General features: G+C 54.0%; 16 protein-coding genes. 4 read left to right on the forward strand and 12 right to left on the reverse strand.

Translation table 11 applies throughout. The annotated features are described in order from the left end of the window. Positions 1–54: 54 nt before the first annotated feature. Positions 55–4,335 (forward strand): DNA-directed RNA polymerase subunit beta', encoded by a 4,281-nt coding sequence (gene rpoC / locus D7D48_RS06705; protein ID WP_125230537.1) that lies wholly within the window; start codon positions 55–57, stop codon positions 4,333–4,335. A gap of 94 nt (positions 4,336–4,429) precedes the next feature. Here rpoC and D7D48_RS06710 read toward each other — a convergent pair whose 3' ends face one another. From D7D48_RS06710 to D7D48_RS06740, 7 genes are all read right to left on the reverse strand, one after another. Next, a complete protein-coding gene (locus D7D48_RS06710) occupies positions 4,430–6,544 on the reverse strand; it encodes a TonB-dependent receptor (RefSeq protein ID WP_125230538.1) in 2,115 nt (704 codons plus the stop codon). Between the two features lie 183 nt (positions 6,545–6,727). Then, the gene (locus D7D48_RS06715; protein WP_125230539.1) at positions 6,728–7,045 is read right to left on the reverse strand and encodes a hypothetical protein; all 318 of its coding nucleotides are present in this window, start codon (positions 7,043–7,045) and stop codon (positions 6,728–6,730) included. A 19-nt stretch (positions 7,046–7,064) separates the two neighbouring features. Next, entirely contained in the window at positions 7,065–7,934 is an 870-nt protein-coding gene (gene galU / locus D7D48_RS06720) for a UTP--glucose-1-phosphate uridylyltransferase GalU (protein WP_125230921.1), read from the reverse strand. 31 nt (positions 7,935–7,965) lie between these two features. Continuing rightward, entirely contained in the window at positions 7,966–8,505 is a 540-nt protein-coding gene (gene msrA, locus D7D48_RS06725) for a peptide-methionine (S)-S-oxide reductase MsrA (RefSeq protein WP_125230540.1), read from the reverse strand. Positions 8,506–8,508: 3 nt separating this feature from the next. Continuing rightward, positions 8,509–11,577: an efflux RND transporter permease subunit gene (locus tag D7D48_RS06730; protein WP_125230541.1), complete on the reverse strand. Its 3,069-nt coding sequence runs from the start codon at positions 11,575–11,577 to the stop codon at positions 8,509–8,511. A gap of 3 nt (positions 11,578–11,580) precedes the next feature. Next, the gene (locus D7D48_RS06735) at positions 11,581–12,636 is read right to left on the reverse strand and encodes an efflux RND transporter periplasmic adaptor subunit (protein WP_125230542.1); all 1,056 of its coding nucleotides are present in this window, start codon (positions 12,634–12,636) and stop codon (positions 11,581–11,583) included. Positions 12,637–12,798: 162 nt separating this feature from the next. After that, positions 12,799–13,758 (reverse strand): L-threonylcarbamoyladenylate synthase, encoded by a 960-nt coding sequence (locus tag D7D48_RS06740; RefSeq protein ID WP_125230543.1) that lies wholly within the window; start codon positions 13,756–13,758, stop codon positions 12,799–12,801. A gap of 51 nt (positions 13,759–13,809) precedes the next feature. Between D7D48_RS06740 and D7D48_RS06745 the strand changes: the two genes are divergently transcribed. Beyond that, on the forward strand, positions 13,810–15,546 hold the full coding sequence (locus D7D48_RS06745; protein WP_125230544.1) for an acyl-CoA dehydrogenase: 1,737 nt from the start codon (positions 13,810–13,812) through the stop codon (positions 15,544–15,546). Then, complete coding sequence (locus D7D48_RS06750; protein ID WP_125230545.1) at positions 15,543–16,358, forward strand: ATP-binding protein; 816 nt, start codon at positions 15,543–15,545, stop codon at positions 16,356–16,358. The genes D7D48_RS06745 and D7D48_RS06750 overlap by 4 nt, the downstream gene beginning before the upstream one ends. Here D7D48_RS06750 and D7D48_RS06755 read toward each other — a convergent pair. The 4 genes from D7D48_RS06755 to rpmB all read right to left on the reverse strand — a co-directional run bounded on the left by D7D48_RS06755 (position 16,355) and on the right by rpmB (position 21,300). Further along, positions 16,355–17,677 carry a PQQ-dependent sugar dehydrogenase gene (locus D7D48_RS06755; protein WP_125230546.1) on the reverse strand — a complete coding sequence of 441 codons (1,323 nt, stop codon included), beginning with the start codon at positions 17,675–17,677 and terminating at the stop codon, positions 16,355–16,357. The genes D7D48_RS06750 and D7D48_RS06755 overlap by 4 nt on opposite strands. A 13-nt stretch (positions 17,678–17,690) precedes the next feature. Beyond that, entirely contained in the window at positions 17,691–17,873 is a 183-nt protein-coding gene (locus tag D7D48_RS06760; protein ID WP_125230547.1) for a hypothetical protein, read from the reverse strand. A 45-nt stretch (positions 17,874–17,918) separates the two neighbouring features. Then, the gene (locus tag D7D48_RS06765; protein ID WP_125230548.1) at positions 17,919–20,885 is read right to left on the reverse strand and encodes an L-glutamate gamma-semialdehyde dehydrogenase; all 2,967 of its coding nucleotides are present in this window, start codon (positions 20,883–20,885) and stop codon (positions 17,919–17,921) included. Between the two features lie 124 nt (positions 20,886–21,009). After that, positions 21,010–21,300, reverse strand: a complete 291-nt coding sequence (gene rpmB, locus D7D48_RS06770) for a 50S ribosomal protein L28 (protein ID WP_125230549.1) — start codon at positions 21,298–21,300, stop codon at positions 21,010–21,012. A 131-nt stretch (positions 21,301–21,431) separates the two neighbouring features. Here rpmB and tadA point away from each other — a divergent pair, with 131 nt between their 5' ends. Next, positions 21,432–21,887, forward strand: coding sequence for a tRNA adenosine(34) deaminase TadA (tadA, locus tag D7D48_RS06775; RefSeq protein WP_125230550.1), 456 nt, complete (start codon positions 21,432–21,434; stop codon positions 21,885–21,887). Here the strand turns inward: tadA and yghX are convergent. Beyond that, positions 21,884–22,789, reverse strand: coding sequence for a YghX family hydrolase (yghX, locus tag D7D48_RS06780; protein ID WP_125230551.1), 906 nt, complete (start codon positions 22,787–22,789; stop codon positions 21,884–21,886). The two genes, tadA and yghX, sit on opposite strands and share 4 nt — an antisense overlap. Between the last annotated feature and the right edge of the window lie 3 nt (positions 22,790–22,792).

The following is a 22,792-nucleotide window of genomic DNA, read 5'->3' on the forward strand; positions in this document are numbered from 1 at the left end:
CCCCTGCCCCCGCCTTTAGGTTTTCATGGGCACGTGCCCAATGAGGAAAAGAATATGAACGAACTGAGCAAATTCAACAATCCCGTCGCCAAGGTCGAAACATTTGACCAAATCCAGATTGGGATCGCGTCACCGGAGAAAATCCGCAGCTGGTCTTTTGGCGAAATCAAAAAGCCAGAAACCATCAATTACCGTACTTTTAAGCCAGAGCGCGACGGCCTTTTCTGCGCACGCATCTTTGGTCCGGTAAAGGATTATGAGTGCTTGTGCGGTAAGTATAAGCGCATGAAGTATAAGGGCGTCGTCTGTGAAAAGTGCGGCGTTGAAGTTACGGTCACTAAGGTACGCCGTGAGCGTATGGGCCATATCGAATTGGCAGCGCCTGTTGCACATATCTGGTTCCTGAAGTCGCTGCCTTCGCGCATCGGCCTGCTGCTTGACATGCAGTTGAAGCAGCTTGAGCGCGTGCTGTACTTCGAAAACTATATCGTGACTGAGCCCGGCCTGACTGCGCTAGAGAAGTTCCAGCTTCTGAGCGAAGACGAACTGCTCGACGCACAGGACGAATATGGCGAAGACGCCTTCACCGCCAGCATTGGTGCCGAAGCCGTAAAGACCATGTTGATGGACCTCGACCTTGAGCAAGAGCGTGCAGACCTGCTCGATGAGTTGGCCGTAACGAAGTCCGAACTCAAGCCAAAGAAGATCATTAAGCGTTTGAAGGTCGTCGAAAGCTTCATCGATTCAGGTAATAAGCCAGAGTGGATGATCCTCGACGTTATTCCAGTCATCCCGCCAGAATTGCGCCCATTGGTGCCGTTGGATGGTGGCCGCTTTGCGACCTCCGACCTGAACGATCTCTATCGCCGCGTTATCAACCGTAACAACCGTTTGAAGCGCCTGATCGAACTGCGCGCTCCAGACATCATCGTCCGCAACGAAAAGCGCATGCTGCAGGAAGCTGTTGACGCACTGTTCGACAATGGCCGTCGCGGCCGTACGATCACCGGCGCGAACAAGCGTCCGTTGAAGTCGTTGTCCGACATGCTTAAGGGCAAGCAGGGCCGTTTCCGTCAAAACCTTTTGGGTAAGCGCGTCGATTATTCAGGTCGTTCGGTTATTGTGACCGGTCCTGAACTGAAATTGCATCAGTGCGGCCTGCCAAAGAAGATGGCGCTCGAGCTATTCAAGCCGTTCATCTACTCGCGTCTGGATGCAAAGGGTCTTTCAATGACCTTGAAGCAAGCCAAGAAGTGGGTCGAAAAGGAACGCAAGGAAGTTTGGGACATCCTCGATGAGGTTATCCGCGAGCATCCTGTGCTGCTGAACCGTGCGCCAACGCTGCACCGTTTGGGCATTCAGGCGTTCGAACCTGTCCTGATTGAAGGCAAGGCTATCCAGCTTCACCCCCTCGTCTGCTCGGCATTCAATGCTGACTTTGACGGTGACCAAATGGCCGTTCACGTTCCATTGAGCCTTGAGGCGCAATTGGAAGCACGCGTTTTGATGATGTCCACCAACAACATCCTTTCGCCTGCAAACGGTAAGCCCATCATCGTTCCTTCACAGGATATGGTCTTGGGTCTCTATTATCTTTCGATGGATCGCCGCGGCGAGCCAGGCGAAGGCATGATGCTGTCCGACATGGCTGAAGTGCATCAGGCGCTTGAAGTGGGTGCGGTAACGCTCCACTCCAAGATCATCGCCCGCGTCCCACAGACCGGTGAAGATGGCGTTGAGCGCATGGTTCGCTTTGACACCACACCTGGCCGTATGTTGCTCGCAGAAACGCTGCCAAAGAGCCACCGCGTGCCGTTCGAAACCGTTAACCGCCTTCTCACCAAGAAGGAAATCGGCGACGTTATCGATCAGGTCTATCGCCACACCGGTCAGAAAGACACGGTATTGTTCGCCGACGCCATCATGTCGCTTGGTTTCAAATATGCGTTCAAGGCCGGTATTTCGTTCGGCAAGGACGACATGATCATTCCGGAAGAAAAGACCGAAATGGTTGCCGAAACAAAGGCGATTGTTGCCGATTTCGAGCAGCAATATCAGGATGGTCTGATCACCCAGCAGGAAAAATACAATAAGGTCATCGACGCTTGGTCTACATGTGGTGACAAGGTCGCCAACGCCATGATGGACAAGCTGAAGGCCTCGCCCACCGACGAGCATGGCCGTGAATTGCCAGTAAACTCGGTGTATATGATGAGCCACTCCGGTGCGCGTGGTTCGCCAGCGCAGATGAAGCAGCTTGCCGGTATGCGTGGATTGATGGCCAAGCCTTCGGGCGAGATCATTGAAACGCCAATCATCTCGAACTTTAAGGAAGGTCTGACCGTTCTCGAGTATTTCAACTCGACCCACGGTGCCCGTAAGGGTCTGGCCGATACCGCACTTAAGACTGCAAACTCAGGTTATCTGACGCGCCGTCTGGTTGACGTATCGCAGGATTGCACCATCGTTGAAGTTGATTGCGGTACTGAGCGTGCCTTGGAAATGCGTTCAATCGTTCAGGGTGGTTCCACAATCGCCTCGCTCGGTGAACGTGTCCTTGGCCGCACGACGGCAGAAGACATCATGGGCCTTGATGGCAAGGTGTTAATCCCATCGGGAACCTTGCTCGACGAGCCAATGGTTGTCGCGATGGAAGAAACCGGCATACAAGCGCTTAAGATCCGTTCGCCACTGGTATGCGAATCCAAAGTTGGTGTTTGCGGTACATGTTATGGCCGTGACCTTGCACGTGGTACGCCAGTTAACATCGGTGAAGCTGTAGGCGTTATCGCCGCCCAGTCCATCGGTGAGCCAGGTACACAGCTGACCATGCGTACGTTCCACATTGGTGGTGCAGCGCAGTTGAACGAGCAGTCGAACCTCGATGCCACAGCGTCAGGTAAGGTTATGTATCGTGACCTGCCAAGCATCGTCGACAAGAGGAAAAAGCGTTTGGCAATGGCACGTAACGGTGAACTGATCATCGTCGACAAGGACGGTCGCGAGATGGAAATCCACCGTCTGCCTTATGGTGCAACGTTAATGTTCGCGGATGGCGCTGACGTAAATGTCGGTGACCGCTTGGCCGAATGGGATCCATTCACCATGCCGATCATCACCGAAAAATCGGGTATCGTGAAATATCAGGACCTGATTGATGGCAAGACGCTGACCGAGCAGACCGACGAAGCAACGGGTATTGCCCAGCGCGTCGTTATTGAAGATCGTGCCGGTAGCCGCACCAAGAAGGAAGACCTGCGTCCGCGCATAACCTTGCTGGATGACGATAGCGGCGAAGCTGCGCGTTATCTGCTTGGCGTTGGTACGATGCTTTCGGTGGAAGATGGTGCCGTTGTGCAGGCAGGCGATGTTATCGCTCGTGTGACACGCGAATCTGCCAAGACCCGCGACATCACCGGTGGTTTGCCACGCGTTGCTGAATTGTTCGAAGCGCGCATTCCTAAGGACAATGCGATCATCGCTAAAATCTCGGGCCGCGTTGAGTTCGTTCGTGATTATAAGGCGAAGCGTAAGATCGCGATTGTACCGGAAGAAGGCGATCGGATTGAGTATCTAATCCAGAAGTCTAAGGTTCTCGATGTTCAGGAAGGCGATTTCGTTCGTAAGGGCGACAATTTGATTGCTGGTTCGCCGAACCCGCATGACATTCTTGAAGTCATGGGCATTGAGGCACTGGCGGAATATCTGGTTGCAGAAATTCAGGAAGTGTATCGTCTGCAAGGCGTGAAGATCAACGATAAGCACATCGAAACGATTGTTCGTCAGATGTTGCAAAAGGTTGAGATCACCTTCGGTGGCGACACAACTTTGCTTCCAGGCGAGCAAGTCGATCGCGAAGAAATGGACGCAATCAACGCAAAGCTTACCAAGGGCCAAGCACCAGCAACAGGTAATCCTGTATTGCTTGGTATTACAAAGGCTTCGTTGCAGACACGTTCGTTCATCTCGGCGGCATCCTTCCAAGAAACCACGCGCGTTCTGACGCAGGCCGCTGTGGAAGGTAAGAAGGACATTCTGACTGGTCTGAAGGAAAACGTCATCGTAGGTCGCTTGATCCCTGCGGGTACGGGCTCTGCCATGAACCGTATGCGGATTGCCGCAACAAGCCGCGACGTTGCGCTTCGTGCCAGCTACAAGAAGCTGCAAGAAAGCCTGATTGCGCCAGAGACAGCCGCTGAAGAGCATGCTGCCGAACTGGCACAGGGTTCTGAAGCCGCGATTGGCGATGATGTGTTGGCAAAGGTCATAGCAGATGACCTGACCACCACCGACGCCTCTATCGACGATGTCGTTGACACGAGCGAAGAGGAATAAGCTTCGCGTTCAAGGCAAACAAAAACCCGCCGGATGTAATTCCGGCGGGTTTTTTGTTGGTCCGCTTTGCGCCCAAATATATAAAGATAAAGGTCTAGAATTTACCCGACAATGATAGTTGCAATAACGGGTCCAATCTGCGCTCACGGTTCACAATTTGCGTAAGAGTGTCCGATGCCCGTGTTCCTGCATAAATGAAGCGGTCACGTCGAAAGCCGGCCATGTCAGTCACTTGGAAGCGGATCGTTCCCAATTTAAACTTGCTATACTCCATAAAAATCGTTGTCCGAGTACCCTCTTTTTGTCGGCGCTTCTCGTTGAAGAAATAGTCGTAATTGGCGTCTTGAACACTAATCGATCCGCCAAAGACAAGCCCTAAATCGGCCATGTCATGACGGATATCCCATTGCTGATGCCACAATGGCCGTTGCGATACGCGCCGGTTCAGACCCGTCACAGGGTCTGTCACGCGGCTTCCATGGTAATGGCCGACATAGCGTGCCTCGATACCCACAAAACCGATAGGCTTGGTAAGCCAATCAAGCGGCAGAGTGATTTCTAACTCGCCATTCCACTTTGTGCTTTTGCCGATATTGCCCGTGCCATCAAATTGAGCAATAATATTGCCGTCAGCGTCACGAACAGTAATTGGAACTAGGTCCTGTGTATCACTAACAAGCTGATAGTCGGCACGAAATTGGATACTACCACGATCCAAGAATTTATGCCGGATCAACGCCGATAATGTAGTCGATTTCTCTGGTACCAAATCGGCATTACCCGCATCCACCTGATTGCCGACGGTCACATCAACGGAAGTTGCGAATTCATTGAAGTTTAACTGCGCCACTTGACGCTCAGCACGCAGTTCCAATGTAGTCTGAGGGCTAAACGTCCAAGTTGCAATCGCGCGTGGTTTGATGAATGTAAATCTGCGTTCCGCGGTGCTGTCACCGGACAGCGTCAACTTTGACAGCTCAGCGATTGCGCCAGCTTCAATCTTCCAAGCTGGACCAAGCGTCCACACATCGCTCACAAATGGTTCGAGCCGCGTTTCTTCTACCAACACATTTGACGCTGGGAAGTTCGTGACCGCACCTGCTACCGAATTAGCTACGCTGAACTGAGCGTCTAAGCGATTGTAAGCGATTTCAGCACCAAATTGGACAGCGTGCCCTCTAACGGCAGCCCAATCATTTTGCATGCGTACAACGGCTTCCATGGGCTTGTTTCGGCTTCGTGTTTCAAACAGCGTCACCGGCTGCGCAATTCGGGTGGTTTCAATGCTACTGAAGCTGCTTTCATTACCGGTCCGGTATAGTCCCACAATCTTGGTGCTGGTTTTCGGTGCCGCAGAGAATTCGATATCGCCGCCCAATTCGTAACTCAGGTCGCCGATCGGCCCGTCGCGCATCAAAAATTCTTCGCCGGTGCGTTCCCGCTCTGCATTGGAATATTCTGCATTGCGAATGTCAAACTTATCATTCCAGCGCAATTGTCCATTGAGGTTGAGTTTTGCTCCACCTACTCTGGTTTTAATGGCACCCCCGAACGCAGCTTCGTCATGGCCCCCTTTCCCCGTATAATATCGCCGCTCCACAAGTCTTCCGGAACCTGTCTTAAAATCTTCAGGACCGAAACCGTAAACCCGCTCCGAATAAGACGAAAAATTCACTTCATAGCTGGTGTCGCCGCGTCGCATTGTTGCTGAAGTATTGAGTGAAGGCTGGAACCCATAGCGCCTTCCGGCCACGATGGTGGCCTCATAGGTTCCGTTGACCTTTGCGCTGCGTATACGGACGACATTGACGACTTGCCCCTGTCCCTGGGTTTCGGTGTCTGCGCCCGCTTGCTCCGAAAGCGATATGAACGCGACTTGGCTTGCTGGTATTCGGGACAGGATTGTTATAATGTCATCGGATTTGGTTGAAGGACGGTCACCGTCAATCAGAACATTGCTGGCATTTTCACCGAAACCTCGGCGCCCTTCCCCTTGTTCGATTGAAAAACCAGGAATGCGTCTCACCATGTCGAGCGCAGTAACCGGTGCATAAGTAGCAAAAAAATCAGGTTCAAATTTCCAACTACCTGTTGCTGTAACGGACATATCAGTATTGGCATTATCGATATTCGCAATAGCAACGCTGGGCACAACCAGAATAGCCGCTGCTGTCGCCAGCAACGCTTGCCGAATATTCAAACCAGACATGGAAAATCTCCCGTAAGTCCCACAATAATTCTGTCTGCTGTGGTGCCTATATTGGCTAGCAGCGCATGATGATTATGCGCCAGCACCCTTCGACCAACGGGCTAGGTGCTCGACAAGCGTCAAAATGGAGCTGCTTCAGCCGTGTGCCGATGTCATTAACACGGAGGTGGAAAGGTGCAGTTGTTACCCACCGCCCCGCTCGTCTTCGATCCGTTCGCGAATGTCATCAGCTTTTTCGCACGCATCTCTGTCTCCATCGGAACAGCGTTTTTGGGCTTTTTTCAGCTGCCGAGACAGTTTTCCTACCTTTTCTTCACGCTTACGCATGTCACGCCCACGTTTTTCATCGGACTCAGACTGGCTAGTAGTCAGTACATCGGCGGTTTTGGATACGATCTTTACCGGTGCTGTAACAACGTTTGAAACCATAGATGCGACGCAACCTTGTAACAGAAACAGGGGCGCTATCGCCAACACCAAACGCACATTTCGTCCCACCATAAATTCTCCCGAAATAAATTTACTTCAGTAAATTCAATGCAATCGCTCGGATTTGCTCTGCCATATCTGGTCGCTGTAGCGCTAGTGCTAAATTTGCTTCGATATACCCCACTTTTGATCCGCAATCGTAACGATTGCCACTAAATGTCACGGCATTAAAGGGTTGTTGCCCGATCATCTGCGCCATGGCGTCCGTAAGCTGTATTTCACCGCCTGCGCCTTTTTCCTGACCTTCCAGTATGCGCATTACCTCCGGCTGAAGGATATAACGACCAGAGACGATCAAATTCGATGGCGCATTCTCAACCTTTGGCTTTTCAACTAAGCCCAATACTTCTGTGACAGCACCATTCGTCGCGCCAGGTGCAATCACACCATAGCTAGAAACATCATTACGCGGTACTTCAAGAACACTGATGACGTTCCCGCCAATCTGATGATACGCATCGACCATCTGTTTCATACATCCTGGCGACCCGTGCATAAACTCGTCGGGTAGGAAGATGGCAAAGGGCTCATCGCCAATGATATCACGCGCGCACCAGATGGCATGGCCAAGGCCCAAGGGCTCTTGCTGCCGAACATACACACAATTGCCGGGGCTAAGCCGCGTATTTGCCAAAACTGAAATGTCTTTGCCGCGCACAGTCATGGTTTGCTCAAGCTCAAAGGCGATGTCGAAATGATCTTCAATGACGCTTTTGCCGCGACCTGTGACAAAAATCATTTGCTCTATGCCGGCCTCACGGGCTTCATCCACCGCATATTGAATGAGCGGGCTATCGACAATCGGGAGCATTTCTTTGGGAATGGCTTTGGTTGCCGGCAGGAAGCGCGTTCCCAATCCAGCAACAGGAAAAATAGCCTTTCGAACAGGTTTATGTGTCATCATATCCGCTTAACGCATGAAACAACAAAGTCTATGCAGAGTTGGCAATTCGTGCGGCAAATCCTTTGCGCAGCTTCGCCAATTTGGGCGGGATGACGGCGAGACAATACGAATTGCGCTGCCCTTCGCCTGCCCAATATTCTTGATGATAATCTTCGGCAGGATACCAAGTCGCGGGTCCCTCAATGGTCGTCACGATAGGTGCAGGCCAATCGCCCGCAGCTCTTTTTATTCCCGCTTCGGCTTCTTCGCGTTGTTCGTCGGATAATGGGAAAATTGCCGAACGATATTGGGTACCGATGTCATTTCCCTGACGGTTCAACTGCGTTGGGTCGTGCGTCGCAAAGAATATTTCGAGCAAATCGGCATAGCTGATGACATTGGCATCAAATGCGATGCGGATTGCCTCGGCATGGCCGGTATTTCCCCCGCAAACCTCTTTATATGTCGGGTTCACCGTGTTGCCGCCAATATAACCACTCACGACGCTGTTGACGCCGTTCAGTTGTCCGAAGACGGCTTCAGTACACCAGAAACAACCTCCGGCGAAAATGGCTTCTTCTTGCGGCATAATTTATCCTTGAACTTGAGCAGAATTTGCAGCCTTAGCCGCATCCCCGCGCACCACCAGAAGGTACATGGCTGGCGTGACAATACGTGATAGCAAAGTCGAAGAAATCAACCCCCCAATCAACACGATGGCGAGCGGCCCATACAGGCTGCCACCAAACAATGCGAGTGGCATTAGACCGCCAATAGCGGTCACAGATGTCAACAACACCGGAAGGAATCTTACTTCGCCAGCCTTTTCAATCGCTTCGCGAAGACCAAGACCGCGCTTGCGCAACTGGGTGGTGAAATCGACCAGCAATATGGAGTTTTTAATCTCAATCCCGACCAACGCAATGAAGCCAATGATTGCAAGGAAGGACAGGTTGTTGCCAGTAAGCACCAAAGCGATAAGGCCTCCGAAAGTACCCAAGGGAATTACGCCAGCAACGACCAAAGCCTCCTTAAATCGGCCAAATTCGGCGACCAATATGGCGAATATGCTAAACAACGCCACCATCACAACGGGACCAAAGCCAGCGAAGGTATCATTGATTTTCTCAGCCTCGCCGCCAACGGCGATCGAGTAACCAGCTTTAAGCGGGATCTGATCCATCTTCTCTCGTGCGTCCAGATTGACCTTAGATACAACGACGCCGTTGTTAATCTGCGCTGTGACGCCAACATAACGTTGCAAATTATACCGATAAATGGCGGCGGGCGTTGATTCCAGCGTAGGGTTAGAAATCTCCGCCAATTGCACTGCTTGGCCGCTGCGGTTGGACACATAGATTGATTCCAACGCTGAAACCGGCTGCGTCTCCGCAAGTGGCAAACGGACGACAACCGGGTAGCTGTCCCCTTCTGTGTCACGATAAGTGCCGGCCCGCTCACCGCTAAGAGCAAGCCGTATCGCGCGCCGAGCCGCGCCAGCCGGTACATCCAGCAACGCTGCTTTGGCGTCGTCGACGCGGATGTCCAAATCGACCTTATCAAACGCAACGGGGTTGTTAATATCTCTGGTGCCGGGCGTATCGCGTAAGACTTGCTCCATTTGCCCCGCCAGGCGCTTCAGCTCATCTTGATCAGGACCATAAACGCGGAATTCAACAGGGGCGTTGATGGGCGCACCGTTTTGAAACAACACCAGCTTAATCCGTGCGCCTGATATCTGGTCCAATTGCTTACGCAATCTGTCCACCATCGCGCGCGATTTCGCTCCCTGCCAATTGTCCATGATGGCGAGAACTTCTCCATGGGTCGGGTTCTCTCCGCGCTGAAAAACATTGTAGAAAACGGGCGGATTGTAGCTGCCGACATTTTCAGCACGTACTTTGATCGCAGGTTCCGTTTTTAGTATCGCAGAGACTTGCCGCACAATGCGCCCCGTTTCGGCGACACTCGCACCTTGCTCTGCCTCTATTGTAACCCGAAAGTAGGATGTGTCGGCATTTGGAAACAGGCTAAAACCAAGCAATGGCACCAAAAGAAATGCGGCACAGGTGCAAATCAAAGCACCCCATACGGAGCGGCGGGGCCGGTCTAGCGCCCAATGAAGCATGGGGTGATAAAAACGGTCAATTTTGCGCATCAACCATTGCAAAAGTGGGCTGCCATCCTCCGGCTCATCGCCTTTGAGAAGTCGGCTCGCTAGAAACGGAACTATAGTGAGCGAAACAATCATTGATGCCGTAATTGTTGCAACGATGGTGCCGATGAAGCTCTGGATAAATTTACCCGCCCCTTCAGGTAAAAAGAACAAGGGCAAAAAGGCAAAGACCAACACGCCGGTTGACCCCAACACCGCCATCGTAATTTCTTTGGTACCGTCAATTGCGGCTTGGCTGCGGCTTTTTCCCATGCGCAGGTGTCGCGAGATATTCTCGACGACTACAATGGAGTCATCGACCAATAATCCTAATGTCAGGATGAAGCCTGCAACCACCAATTGGCTAAGGTTAAAACCATAAGCTGATATCGCCAGCAGTCCCGATGCAATCGAGAGTGGGATAGATATCATCACGATAACAGACGCACGCCAGCCTAAGGGCAGCAAGGTTATGAGGACGAGAAAAAGGGCAATTGCAAAGTCGCGCGCAAGCTCGTTTAGGCGCTTGCGAATATCCTTGCTTTGGTCAAACTGGATAACCGCCTGTATGTCGGGCGGCAATAATTTCTGTTGCCGTGCAAGCTCTTCGACCAATCGGTTCCGCAATTTGGTCGCGTCGGTACCTTGTTTTTGATTGGCGGTAATGAATACGGCGCGCTTGCCATTATGGCTTACTTTCACGCGCTGTTCCGCAGCGCTGATTTTCACGTCGGCTACATCGCCGACACGAATTATCGAACCATCGTTCGTCCGGATCGGAAGATTGCGAATTCTTTCGAGGTCGCGAAACGCGCCCCCTGTCTCCACATTGAACCTGCGCGCGCCGCTAATAACGGCACCCGCAGGTACATCTGCTCCGCCAATACGGATCGCATCGACCACAACACTGGCAGGCAAACGCAGTTCCGCTAGTTTCCCTGAATTGATCGCCACGCTAATTTCCGGCTGCGGCAGGCCGTAAATTTCAGCTTGTCGAACCTCCTTATACCGTCCCAAAGCCTCGCTGACATCACGGGCATATTTCTCCATCCGATACCAGCTTGCACTGTCGCTCAGCAGTGCGATTTGGAGAATTGACGCATTGGTTGTGCGGATCTTTTCAAATTGCAGTGCCTGAAGATCAGACGGAAGCTGATTCCGGATGGCAGTGACTTCACGCACGGTATCGTTGAAATATTGATCAGGATCACCTGACCAATCGAACTCAGCCCGAATGACGGCGTTACCGTCGCTGCTGGAAGATACAACACTTTGAACGTCCTCAAGCCCCTGAACCAGTTCCTCAATCGGCTTGGTAATGGTTTGCTCAATCTCTGCCGCATCTGCGCCGGGCTGCGATGCGACAATAGACACAACAGGCATCGAAAAATGCGGGTCAACCGCGCGGGGAACTTGCTGAAATGCAGAAAAACCCAACGCGCAGAGCAGCGTGAACAGCACAAGTGTCAGCTGCCATCGACGAATTGCGAACTCCGCGATATGCATGAACTAACGCAGTCCCTTAACGATACGTACGGCGGACCCAGTGCGCAGTTTTTCCAAACCCGAAGTCACAATCTTGTCACCGGGGCTTATCCCGCCCGATACATTCACGAATTTATCGGTGACGCGCTGTATTATAACATTGCGTGTTTCAACGCGGTTCTTGGCATCTACGACATAGACCAAGCCCTCGCCTGTGCGAACGCCAAACAAAGCGCTTGCCGGAATTTGCAATTGTGTATCGCCATCCGACGATGGAAGCTTTATGGTTGCAGTCCCTATTTGCCCCGACCGCAATGTTGGTTGATTGGGAAGCCGGAACTGCACGGAAAACGCACCAGTTCCTGCATTTGCGCGGCCGTCTATTTCCGATATCATTGCTGTCAGCGGTGTTTCACTGGCAGACTCAATCGAGATAGCTGCCGCCATGCCAACGCGTAATTTCGAAGCGTCACGATCAACGATAGGAACGCGGAAGACAAAGCCTTCGTCAGCTTCACCCAATATAAGTGCTGGCGTTCCAGCCGCGATGACTTGCCCAACCTGTACATTGCGCATCAGCACAACGCCGCTGGATGGAGCGTAGAGCTGAGCGGTGCTACTCGCGAAACCTGCTTGCCTTACGCGCGCCTCCGCGCTCTTTAACGTTGCCTCAGCGGCCTCAAAGCGCGCTTTGGTGATCCAACCGTCGGCGTAGAGTGCACGGACGCGGTCAAACTCAGCCCGAACCCGATCACGCTCTGCCGTCGCAACACTCATATCGGCGCCTACATTTGTCGTATCGAGCGCCGCCAACAATGCACCGCGCTTTACAAGCTCGCCTTCTTCAAAACGGACCACAGCCACCTTGCCCGCGGTTGTAAAACCTAAAGGCGTTTCGCGGCGGTAACGCACAGTGCCAACTGCGTTAATCTCCCGCTCTGCGTTTTGATTTCCGACTATGAATATCTCGACAGGCAAAGCAGCCTTGGGCGCGACTGTGCTTTCGTTCGCACTGTCACTGCATCCAGCCAGCGCACTCAGCAGCAATAGGCCCGTCAAAAATTTTGAAGATACTGGCAAACGGCCCTCCCGTGCACGGCTTGAGCGCCGATGATAGTAGAATAATCCTTAGGATGAAATAGCGTTTTAATATGCAACTTATTTTACAGTTTGTTCGGCGCTACTAAGGCATGTGCAAACAAACGATTTCCAACAAATAGTTGAAAAATAAAGAAAATTATGTCACCTGACGGCTGCTCTGGCAAGCCTATCGTTCATGGCGTTTCCTATTCCCTCATGTGGGATTGGCGCGACCGCGATAGCATTGGCCAAACTCGCATCGGCATTATGCAGCGCCTCAAACAAATTCGCAGCAGCCTGCGCCAGATCGCCAGTGGCAGACAGGTTTTCGTCACCGGCTATTGCGCCAAAGCCAATTAGATATTCGCCCTTTTCTGGGGCGGTAACGTTGAGGCGGACGGGCTTAGACGGCGCATAATGGCTCGCCATTTGGCCAGGCGCCTCAATCCCGCTCATGGGCACAGATAAAGGCGGGTATCCGAGCATCTGCTCAATGTCCATGGAACTGACAGGGCCCGGTCTCAATATCTGCCAACCGTCATCACGCACAGCAACTATGGTCGACTCCAACCCAGCCGAACATGGACCCCCGTCCAAAATCATCGGCACAGCCCCTCCCAGCCCTTTTAAGACATGATCCGCCCGCGTTGGGCTGATTGCCCCGCTCCGGTTAGCAGAGGGCGCAGCGAGGCTTAAATCGCTTTTTAGAAGCAATGCCTGCATTACCGGATGGGCTGGGCAACGGATGGCAATTGTCGGCAGCCCTGCGGTAACCGCGCGGGCGACGGGAGCATTGGGTTGCAAAGGCAAAACCAGCGTCAACGGCCCCGGCCAAAACGCCTCCGCCAGTGCCTGCGCAGTAGCGTTAAACACACCAAGCTTTTCTGCGGCTTTCCGGTCACGCACATGCACAATAAGCGGATTAAAATCCGGTCGGCCTTTTGCGGCATAAATATGCGCGACGGCTTCCGCATTTTGCGCATCCGCCGCAAGGCCGTAGACCGTTTCGGTGGGAATCGCGACAATCTGACCGGCGTGCAGAAGCTGCCCCGCCGCCGTAATTGCAGCGTCATCAGCGGGTACAACCCAGCCATTCCCCAAGGTATTTGAGCCAAACATCATTAGCGGCTATAGGCGGATGCATATCCGATTTAACAGGAAATTTTATCAACCATGGCGTTTTCAGCACCCGTCGCAGAACAAAATTTTGTCCTTAAGCATATCGTCGGCATCGATGCATTGGCACAGCATGCGCGCTTTGCTGACGCGACGCCCGATATGGTGCAGGCCATCGTCGAAGGCATTGGCGCCTTTGCCGAGGGCGAATTTGCCCCGCTGAACCGCATTGGTGACACTGTTGGCGCACGGTTGATCAATGGCAAAGTGGTTATGCCCGAAGGTTTTGTTGCCGCATATAAATCTTATGTGGCCAATGGTTGGGGATCAATTAACGCGCCGGCCGAATTTGGCGGTCAGGGTCTGCCGTTCTCGATGGCGACAGTCGCGCTCGATTCGCTTGGCGGCGCCAATATGGCCTTTGCCTTGTGTCCGATCCTCTCGGTCGGCGCGATTGAAGCGATCAATCATCACGGTACCGACCGGCAGAAGGAATTGTTTCTGCCTAAGCTTTCAACTGGGGAATATTCGGGCACGATGAACCTGACGGAACCGCAAGCTGGTTCCGACGTTGGCGCGCTGAAGTCGACCGCAACCCCGCGCGGTGATGGCACATATCAAATCAAGGGCACGAAAATTTATATCAGCTTTGGCGACCACGACATGGCGGAAAATATCGTCCATCTGGTACTTGCCCGTACGCCCGATGGCCCCGCCGGAACAAAGGGCATTTCCTTGTTTCTGGTGCCCAAATATCAAGTCGATGCAGACGGCAGCATTGGCAAGGCCAATGATATCAAGGTCGTATCAATTGAACATAAGATGGGCATTAATGCTTCACCCACCTGCGTTCTTGCTTTTGGCGAAGAAGGCGAATGCATCGGCGAACTCATTGGTCCAGAATTTGGCGGCATGCGTGCCATGTTCACTATGATGAACAACGCCCGCCTAAATGTCGGCCTACAAGGAGTGCAAATTGCCGAGGCCGCCACGCAAAAGGCGATCTGGTTCGCGCGTGAACGGGTGCAATCGGCCAAGGCCAGTGGCCCATCGCGTGAATCTGTGGCAATTGTCGAACATCCCGATGTACGCCGTATGTTGATGCGGATGAAGGCAGGGACACAGGCAATCCGCGCCTTGTTATATCTCGCCTCTAGCTATGTTGATCGCGCCACGCTGGGTGAGGCTGGCGCGCAGGAGATGGTGGATCTCTTGACGCCGCTGGCCAAAACCTATGGCACCGACATGGGCAGCGAAATTGCCTCGCTTGGCATTCAAGTGCATGGCGGCATGGGATTTGTCGAAGAAACTGGCGCAGCCCAATATTATCGCGATATCCGGATTGCCGCGATTTACGAAGGCACCAATGGCATTCAGGCGGCAGACTTGGTTGGCCGTAAGCTCGCGATGCAGGGCGGTGATGTTATCCGTAATCATCTTGCCGCGATTTCGGCAGATGCGGCCGAACATTCCGGCCTGTCGGCGCTGGCAGCAGCAACTGCCGATTTGACGGAATATATGTTGGCCGCGGATGTCGATGACCGTTTGGCGGGAAGCTATGCCTATACCAACATGATGGCGGTCGCGACTTCGGGTTGGTTGATGTTGAAGCAACTGCGCGCCGCGCAAACCGACATTGCCAATGGAGACACCAGCGCCTTTTTGCGTAGCAAGGTCGCCGCCTGCCGTTATTATCTGGATGTCATGGTGCCAGAAGCTATCGCCTATAAAGGGACAGCAATGGCAGGGGCAGAGTTGCTCTACGCGCTGGATGCAGAGGAACTGGCTGCTTGAACGAGCAGACGCTGAAACGGATCGCCGAAGCGCTTGAGCGTCTGTCGCCGCCGCCAGCGCCACCAACGGACCTGTCGTCCTTTCCGGCCTATCATTGGAACGGCACAGTCTTGGCGGCGGTACAGGGTTTTAAGCCACTGCCGATTGACCTCATCGTAGGGGTCGACCGGCAAAAATCGGATCTGTACGAGAATTGCCGACGGCACGCCTCGGGCGCAGCGGCGCATGATGTCCTGTTATGGGGCGCGCGCGGCATGGGCAAATCCGCCTTGGTTAAATCTGTCGTAGCGGCCTTGCAGGACGATGGTTTCTTCATCGCATTGGTCGAAGCGTCCTCCAGTCATTTGACCAGCCTACCGGCCCTGTTTGAAGAATTGGGCGCGTCGGGTCGGCGTTATCTGCTGTTCGTCGACGATATCTCGTTCGAGCCACATGACCAAAATGCCCGCCTGTTGCGATCCTTGTTGGAGGGCGGCGTAGAGGCACGTCCGAATAATGTCCGTCTATGCGTAACGTCCAACCGCCGAAACATCGTTGAGCGCGATGCCACGGAACAGGCGGACGCCATGAATGCACGCGATGCCATCGATGACAGCCTGGCCTTGGCTGATCGATTTGGGTTGAAGCTGGGCTTTCAATATCCGGATCAGGACGCGTATCTGCATATGGTTAGCAGCTATGCTAGCCACTTCGACCTCGATTGGGACGAAGTCGACGCGCTCAGCTTTGCCCAAGGACGCGGCGGGCGTTCAGGTCGGGTTGCGTGGCATTATACTGTGGAACTCGCTGGCCGCGCAGGGCGGAAGATTTAATTCTTCGCCCGCACCCGCCAGATGATATTGCCGACATCGTCGCTGACCAACAAGGATCCATCCTTCGCTATTGCAAGCATAGTCGGACGCCCCTGCGCATTGCCATCCTTGTCCAAGAAACCTGTTAGGACATTGACCGGCTTGCCCGCTGGTTCACCCTTTGGAAACGGCACGAAAATCACATCATAGCCCGATACAGGTTTGCGGTTCCATGACCCATGGCGCGCAACAAACGCTCCTTGCGTCAGGCCAGCGCCAAGTTTGCCATTATAGCCAAAAGCCAAGCCAAGCGGCGCAGTATGTGCGCCTAAAGCGTAATCAGGGCGGCGTTCATATTCGCGCTTCTGCGGCTTTGGTGGCGACACGCGGGCATCAGTAAATCCGCCCCAATAATGTTGCGGCCAACCATAATCCGCACCAAATTCGACAAGCGCCAAATAGTCAGGCACCATGTCGGACCCCAGCATGTCGCGTTCATTTACTACGCTCCACAAACGACCCTTATTATCCCAATCCAGACCAACGGGGTTACGCATACCAATGGCGTAAGGAATTTTCTTGTCCTTCGCGATGTCATATTCCAACACCATGGCACGGCCATTTTCGGTTTCCATGCCATGTTCGCCAATATTGCTGTTCGACCCCACCGCAATGTAAATTTTCTTGCCATCGGGGGACGCTGCAAGGTTGCGCGTCCAATGATTATTGGGCGCCATTGCATTAAGCTTTGTCAGCTCTTTACCCTTGGCCGTAATTTTTGTGGCGCCAGTGGTGTAAGGAAAGGCCAGCAGCGCGTCGGTATTGGCCACATATAATGTGTTGCCAATCAGGACCATGCCAAATGGCGAATTTAAACCTGTCAGGAATGGCGTTTTCAATTCGGCCTTGCCGTCACCATCCGCGTCGCGCAGTAAGGTGATGCGGTTGGCCGAAGGTACACCGGCGCCAGCCTTACCCATCAACCACTTCATCACGAAACCCTCAACGCCACCAACGTCACGCGGTGGTGAGTTTGTCTCAGCAACCAAAATGTCGCCATTGGGCAAAGTGTATAAATTACGTGGATGGTCGAGGCCTTCGGCAAAGCGTTCGACGATAAGGCCCGGCGCAGCAATCGGTGCTTCGCCATTTTGCCAGCGGTCCACCTCTGCAACAGCGATAGTCGGGAAAATCTGCGGGCGCGGCGCGGTTATTTCGGGCGAGGCACCGGTAACTGCATCCAGCGGAAGCTTCGCAACATCCGGACGCGTAATGTACCAAATGCCGGCAAGTGCCAGAACAATGACTATCAAAATGATATTGCGCACATGCTTCCACATTTTATCCGCTCCCTTAACGACGCTTGCGATCCATAATCCAGACGACCACCGCAATGACGGTGCCAATGGCCATGCCGATAACGGTTCCCGCAGAGGGTTGGTCTACGGCAACGCCGACAATGGCTCCGACTAATAGCCCAAAGGCAATGAAGATGCCGCCGGCAAGGCGGGGCTGATTATTTTCTGTTTCGGACATATTGCCCCTTTGCCACCAACTAGGATGTCCAAGCAAGCGTGATGTTTATCCATCATCCAATGACAGCAACGACGCATTACCGCCTGCACTGGTGGTGTCGGTGCTCGTTGTCCGTTCTGCGCAGAAACGATAAAGATAATGCGGCCCGCCTGCCTTGGGTCCGGTTCCGGATAGGCCCTCGCCCCCAAAGGGTTGGCTGCCAACCACCGCGCCAATCATCGAACGGTTGATATACAAGTTACCGACGCGCGCCAGTTGTTCGACCATAGCACTGCTGCCGGCAATACGGCTGTGTAGCCCCATCGTTAGACCAAAGCCCTTGGCGTTCATTTTGGCCACAGTCGCTTCCAACGTGCCCGCCTTCCATGTGGCCACATGCACCAATGGGCCAAAATATTCGCGATTTAGATCACTTATATCGTCCAGCCGGATGACCGTTGGCGGCACAAATAGCCCATTTTTTGGAACGGGTATTTCGTGGAGGATCCGGTCTTTCACGCTGGCACGATATGCCATCAGTGAATCATAGGCCGCCTGATCAATCACTGGCCCAATATCCGTGGCTGGGTCAGCCGGATCGCCCATATTCAGCGTATCCATCGCGCCGCGCAGCATTTCGAGCGTGTGCTCCGCAATATCTTCTTGCAACAGCAACAGCCGGAGCGCCGAACAGCGTTGGCCTGCGGATTGGAAGCCCGACACGACGACATCGCGCACAACTTGTTCAGACAAAGCGGTGGAATCGACAATCATTGCGTTCAAGCCGCCTGTTTCGGCGATCAAAGGCACCAAGGGCCGATCATCATCGGCCAGCAAATTGCGCGCAATCGCCTTGGCGGTCGGAACGGAGCCGGTAAACACCACGCCCGCGATGCGTGTATCGGCCGTAAGTGCCGCGCCGACATCGCCTGCGCCCGTCACAATCTGTAGCGCGCCTTTTGGCACGCCAGCTTTATGCGCCAATGCCACTGCGAACCTGCCAATCGCGGGCGTTTGCGGCGCTGGTTTGGCCACCACCGTATTGCCTGCAACTAAGGCGGCGACAACCTGACCAATGAAAATCGCCAGCGGGAAATTCCATGGGGCAATAGCAATCCACACGCCGCGGCCTTCATGGCGCAGGACATTGCGTTCACCCGTTGGCCCAGGCAATTCAACAGGGACCAAGTCGATGCGTGCGCGCGCGGCATAATAGCGACAAAAATCAACTGCCTCACGCACTTCGGACAGCGCATCGGGAATTGTTTTGCGTGCCTCCTGCACCGCAATGGCCATCAACTGGCTGCGGTTTTCTTCTAAATATTCTGCCAAACGATCCAGACACTCGGCGCGCATTTCGACGGGCGTGCTTGACCATTCAGGAAAAGCCGCCAGCGCAGCTGTCACAGCCTCTGCTGGACTTACACGCGCGTCACCATTCACATTCACGGGCGTGGTGATGGCGGCAACGGTTTCCTCCAATATGACTGCATCGTCCAGATCAAGGCCGCCGCTGTTCACGCGCTCCGGCTGAAACAGGTCAGCAGGCGCAGCGATTGCTGGATGGGGCGTGCCGCCAACGGCCATGACCTTTTCCACTGGATCCGCCAATAATTCGTCTTCGCTGATTGATTGATCCGCCAATTGGTGGACGAAGCTGCTGTTTGCGCCATTTTCCAACAAGCGACGGACAAGATAGGCCAGCAAGTCGCGATGTCCGCCGACTGGCGCATAAGTGCGGCAATTATAGCCCTCTTCACGCACGAGGCGCTCAAACAGCCCCTCCCCCATGCCGTGGAGCCGCTGAAATTCAAAATCGCGCTGTGCGCCCGTCCATTGGAGGATCGTTGCGACCGTCAATGCATTGTGCGTCGCAAAGGCCGGGCGGATGTTGCGTGCGGCAAGCATATCCTTGGCGCAAGCGAGATAGGACACATCTGTTGCGGCCTTGCGCGTGAACAATGGAAAGTCGCTCAGGCCACGTTCCTGCGCATGTTTAATTTCGCTGTCCCAATATGCGCCCTTCACCAAGCGCACTTGCAAGATGCGCGACGTATCGCGGCCCAAGGCATCGGCCCAAGCGAGCACGGGACGGGCGCGTTTAGAATACGCCTGCACCGCCATGCCAAGTCCATCCCAGCCGGATAAGGCGGGATCGCGCGCGACCTGCTCAATGATATCGAGGCTCATCTCCAGCCGTGCCGCCTCTTCCGCATCAACCGTTAATTGGACGCCCAACGCAGACGCAGAACGCGCCAGTTCGCGCACCATATCGGCAAGTTCGGGCACGCATTTTGCGCTTTGCGCAGTTTCGTAGCGTGGATGGAGCGCGGATAATTTGACCGAAACACTGTGCCCACGTGCGGGGTTGCGCCCGACCGCAGCGACCGCGGCGGCATAGGATTGGAAATAGCGTTCGGCATCCGATTTGGTCCGCGCCGCTTCACCCAGCATGTCAAAGCTGGCGGTAAAGCCGCGATTGTCTTTCGACTCCATGCGTTTCATCGCTTCGTCAATGTCACGGCCCATAACGAACACTTGGCCCATCAGGCGCATCGCCGCGCCGACAGCCTGCCGCACAAAAGGTTCGCCTGCTTTGGCAATCAGGCGTTTCAATGTGCTCGTGCTGTCGCCCAGGACGGCCTTACCAAGCACTAAGCCCCAAGTGGCACTGTTGACCAGCATGCTGGACGATTGCCCCTTGTGATCGCTCCAATCGGCGTCTGTGAGCTTATCCGCAATCAGAAGGTCTGCTGTCTGCGGGTCTGGCACGCGCAAGAATGCCTCGGCTAGTGATAAGAGCGCCGTGCCCTCTTCGGTGCCTAAACGATATTGCTGCAAAAAGGAGTTTACCCAGCCATCGGCCTGCGCGTCCCGCAAATCGTCCAGCAGGCTGCGCGCGCTGCGCACAATATCGCCCCGCATGGCCCCATCGACGGTGGCAGCAACCACCAAAGGTGCAAGAACTTCAGTCTCTGACTTGCGATGATAGGACCGAAGGGACAAGCGCGTAGAATCGAGTGATGCGTTCATAGGCGCGCTTTGCAGGATAAAAGCAAAGCAGACAAGTTTCACTTGTAACGAAAAAGCCGGAGGCATCGACTGCCCCCGGCTTGTGATTCGCTTTAACAAAAAGCCGCGTCAGCAGCCCTTAGATTTACGCCGCAGCTTTTTGCTTCTTGGCGATTTCTTTTTTCACTTTACGCGCATTGGTCGAAAGCTTCTCGTCCGAAGTCTTCAACAACCAATTGTCGAGACCGCCAACATGCTCAACCGAACGCAGACCGTGGGTCGAAACGCGGAACTTGTAGCCTTGCTCAAGTGCGTCCGACAACAACGTAACATTCTGCAGATTTGGCAGGAATGTGCGCTTCGTCTTGTTGTTAGCGTGGCTCACATTGTTGCCGACCAGACGGCCTTTACCGGTGAGTTCGCAGATGCGCGCCATGATATATGTCCTGTATAAAATAAGTGTATGCGGAATCACTGATCCGCGAAAGTCGCTGCCCCTAACCCTCCACGCCGAAAAGGTCAAGCCGATGTGTGGCCAAAAGCGGGAATCTGCGCTAGCAAAATATCATGTCCCTGACCAAAGCCCGCGAAATGATGAACGAAGCGCTCAATCTCGCGCGATATGCTGCTGTGCAAGGCGAAGTGCCCGTTGGCGCAATCGTCGTCAAGGATGGGATCATTATCGGACGCGGTGCCAACCGCCCGATGGAAAGCCATGACCCCACAGCGCACGCCGAAATCATCGCCATTCGGGAGGCCGCAGCCTATCTTGGCAATGACCGCCTGACCGGATGTGACCTATGGGTAACGCTGGAGCCCTGTGCCATGTGTGCGGGCGCGATTGCCCATGCGCGCATCGCAAGGCTCTATTATGGTGCGGACGATGCCAAGGGCGGCGCTGTAGCCCATGGCCCCCGTTTGTTTGAACAAACAACATTGCACCATAAGCCGGAGATATATGCCGGTATCGCCGCAGACGAATCTGCCGCCTTGCTCAAAAAATTCTTTGCCGAGCGGCGTTAACGCAGATTTTCGTCAAAAAATGCCAGTGTGCGGGCCCAAGACAGGTCGGCCGCCGCTGTGTCGAAACGCGGCGTGCTATCATTGTGAAAACCATGTTGCGTTCCGGGGTAGAAATGCACGTTGAAACGCTTCTGGTTCGCAATCAGCGCGGCCTGATAGGTTAACCAACCTGCGTTAATCCGTTCATCCACCTCGGCATAATGAATCAGCAACGGCGCTTTAATCGCAGGCACTTCCTCTACCCTTGGCTGACGCCCATAATAAGGCACCGATGCCGCCATTTCGGGATAGGCCACCGCCAGCGCATTGCACACGCCGCCGCCATAGCAAAAACCAACCGCGCCCACCTTGCCTGTGCTTTCGGGATGATCCCGCAGATATTCAAAGCTGGCAAAGAAATCCTCCAGCAACTTGGCCGGATTTAGCTTCGCCTGCAAAGCGCGGCCCGTTTCATCATTGCCGGGATAGCCGCCGACGGAGGACAAACCATCTGGACCCAGCGCCATATAGCCCGCCTTGGCCAAACGCCGGACTACGTCTTCAATATAGGGGTTAAGGCCCCGATTTTCGTGGATGACCAGCACCGTTGGTAGCTTGCCTTTTGCCTTTGCAGGCTTGGCCAACAAGCCATTGATACTTCCATGCCCATCGAGACTGGGCACGGTTATGCGTGACGTGACGATGGCGGGGTCATCCGCCTTCACCTGCTGCGCCAGCGCGTAATCAGGCTGTAATTGGTTCAGGATCATCAAACCCGTCACACCCGCTGCGGCAAATTTGCCCGCCTCACGCATGAATTCCCGCTTAGTCAGCTTGCCATGGACATAGCCGTCAAAGATTTCGAGGATATAGGGATGAAAATCGCTGGCCTTCATGCGGGGTGGCGCATTGGCTGGTTTCATGCC

The organism is Sphingorhabdus wooponensis (assembly GCF_003933235.1).
Classification (GTDB): domain Bacteria; phylum Pseudomonadota; class Alphaproteobacteria; order Sphingomonadales; family Sphingomonadaceae; genus Sphingorhabdus_B; species Sphingorhabdus_B wooponensis.

Excerpts from the sequence above, each read along its gene's own strand:
- D7D48_RS06745 (WP_125230544.1), top strand. The coding sequence starts at position 13,810 with ATGGCGTTTTCAGCACCCGTCGCAGAACAAAATTTTGTCCTTAAGCAT.
- galU (WP_125230921.1), bottom strand. The coding sequence starts at position 7,934 with ATGACACATAAACCTGTTCGAAAGGCTATTTTTCCTGTTGCTGGATTG.
- D7D48_RS06715 (WP_125230539.1), bottom strand. The coding sequence starts at position 7,045 with ATGGTGGGACGAAATGTGCGTTTGGTGTTGGCGATAGCGCCCCTGTTT.
- yghX (WP_125230551.1), bottom strand. The coding sequence starts at position 22,789 with ATGAAACCAGCCAATGCGCCACCCCGCATGAAGGCCAGCGATTTTCAT.
- tadA (WP_125230550.1), top strand. The coding sequence starts at position 21,432 with ATGTCCCTGACCAAAGCCCGCGAAATGATGAACGAAGCGCTCAATCTC.
- D7D48_RS06765 (WP_125230548.1), bottom strand. The coding sequence starts at position 20,885 with ATGAACGCATCACTCGATTCTACGCGCTTGTCCCTTCGGTCCTATCAT.
- D7D48_RS06730 (WP_125230541.1), bottom strand. The coding sequence starts at position 11,577 with ATGCATATCGCGGAGTTCGCAATTCGTCGATGGCAGCTGACACTTGTG.
- D7D48_RS06710 (WP_125230538.1), bottom strand. The coding sequence starts at position 6,544 with ATGTCTGGTTTGAATATTCGGCAAGCGTTGCTGGCGACAGCAGCGGCT.
- rpmB (WP_125230549.1), bottom strand. The coding sequence starts at position 21,300 with ATGGCGCGCATCTGCGAACTCACCGGTAAAGGCCGTCTGGTCGGCAAC.
- D7D48_RS06740 (WP_125230543.1), bottom strand. The coding sequence starts at position 13,758 with ATGATGTTTGGCTCAAATACCTTGGGGAATGGCTGGGTTGTACCCGCT.
- D7D48_RS06755 (WP_125230546.1), bottom strand. The coding sequence starts at position 17,677 with ATGTGGAAGCATGTGCGCAATATCATTTTGATAGTCATTGTTCTGGCA.
- D7D48_RS06760 (WP_125230547.1), bottom strand. The coding sequence starts at position 17,873 with ATGTCCGAAACAGAAAATAATCAGCCCCGCCTTGCCGGCGGCATCTTC.
- msrA (WP_125230540.1), bottom strand. The coding sequence starts at position 8,505 with ATGCCGCAAGAAGAAGCCATTTTCGCCGGAGGTTGTTTCTGGTGTACT.
- rpoC (WP_125230537.1), top strand. The coding sequence starts at position 55 with ATGAACGAACTGAGCAAATTCAACAATCCCGTCGCCAAGGTCGAAACA.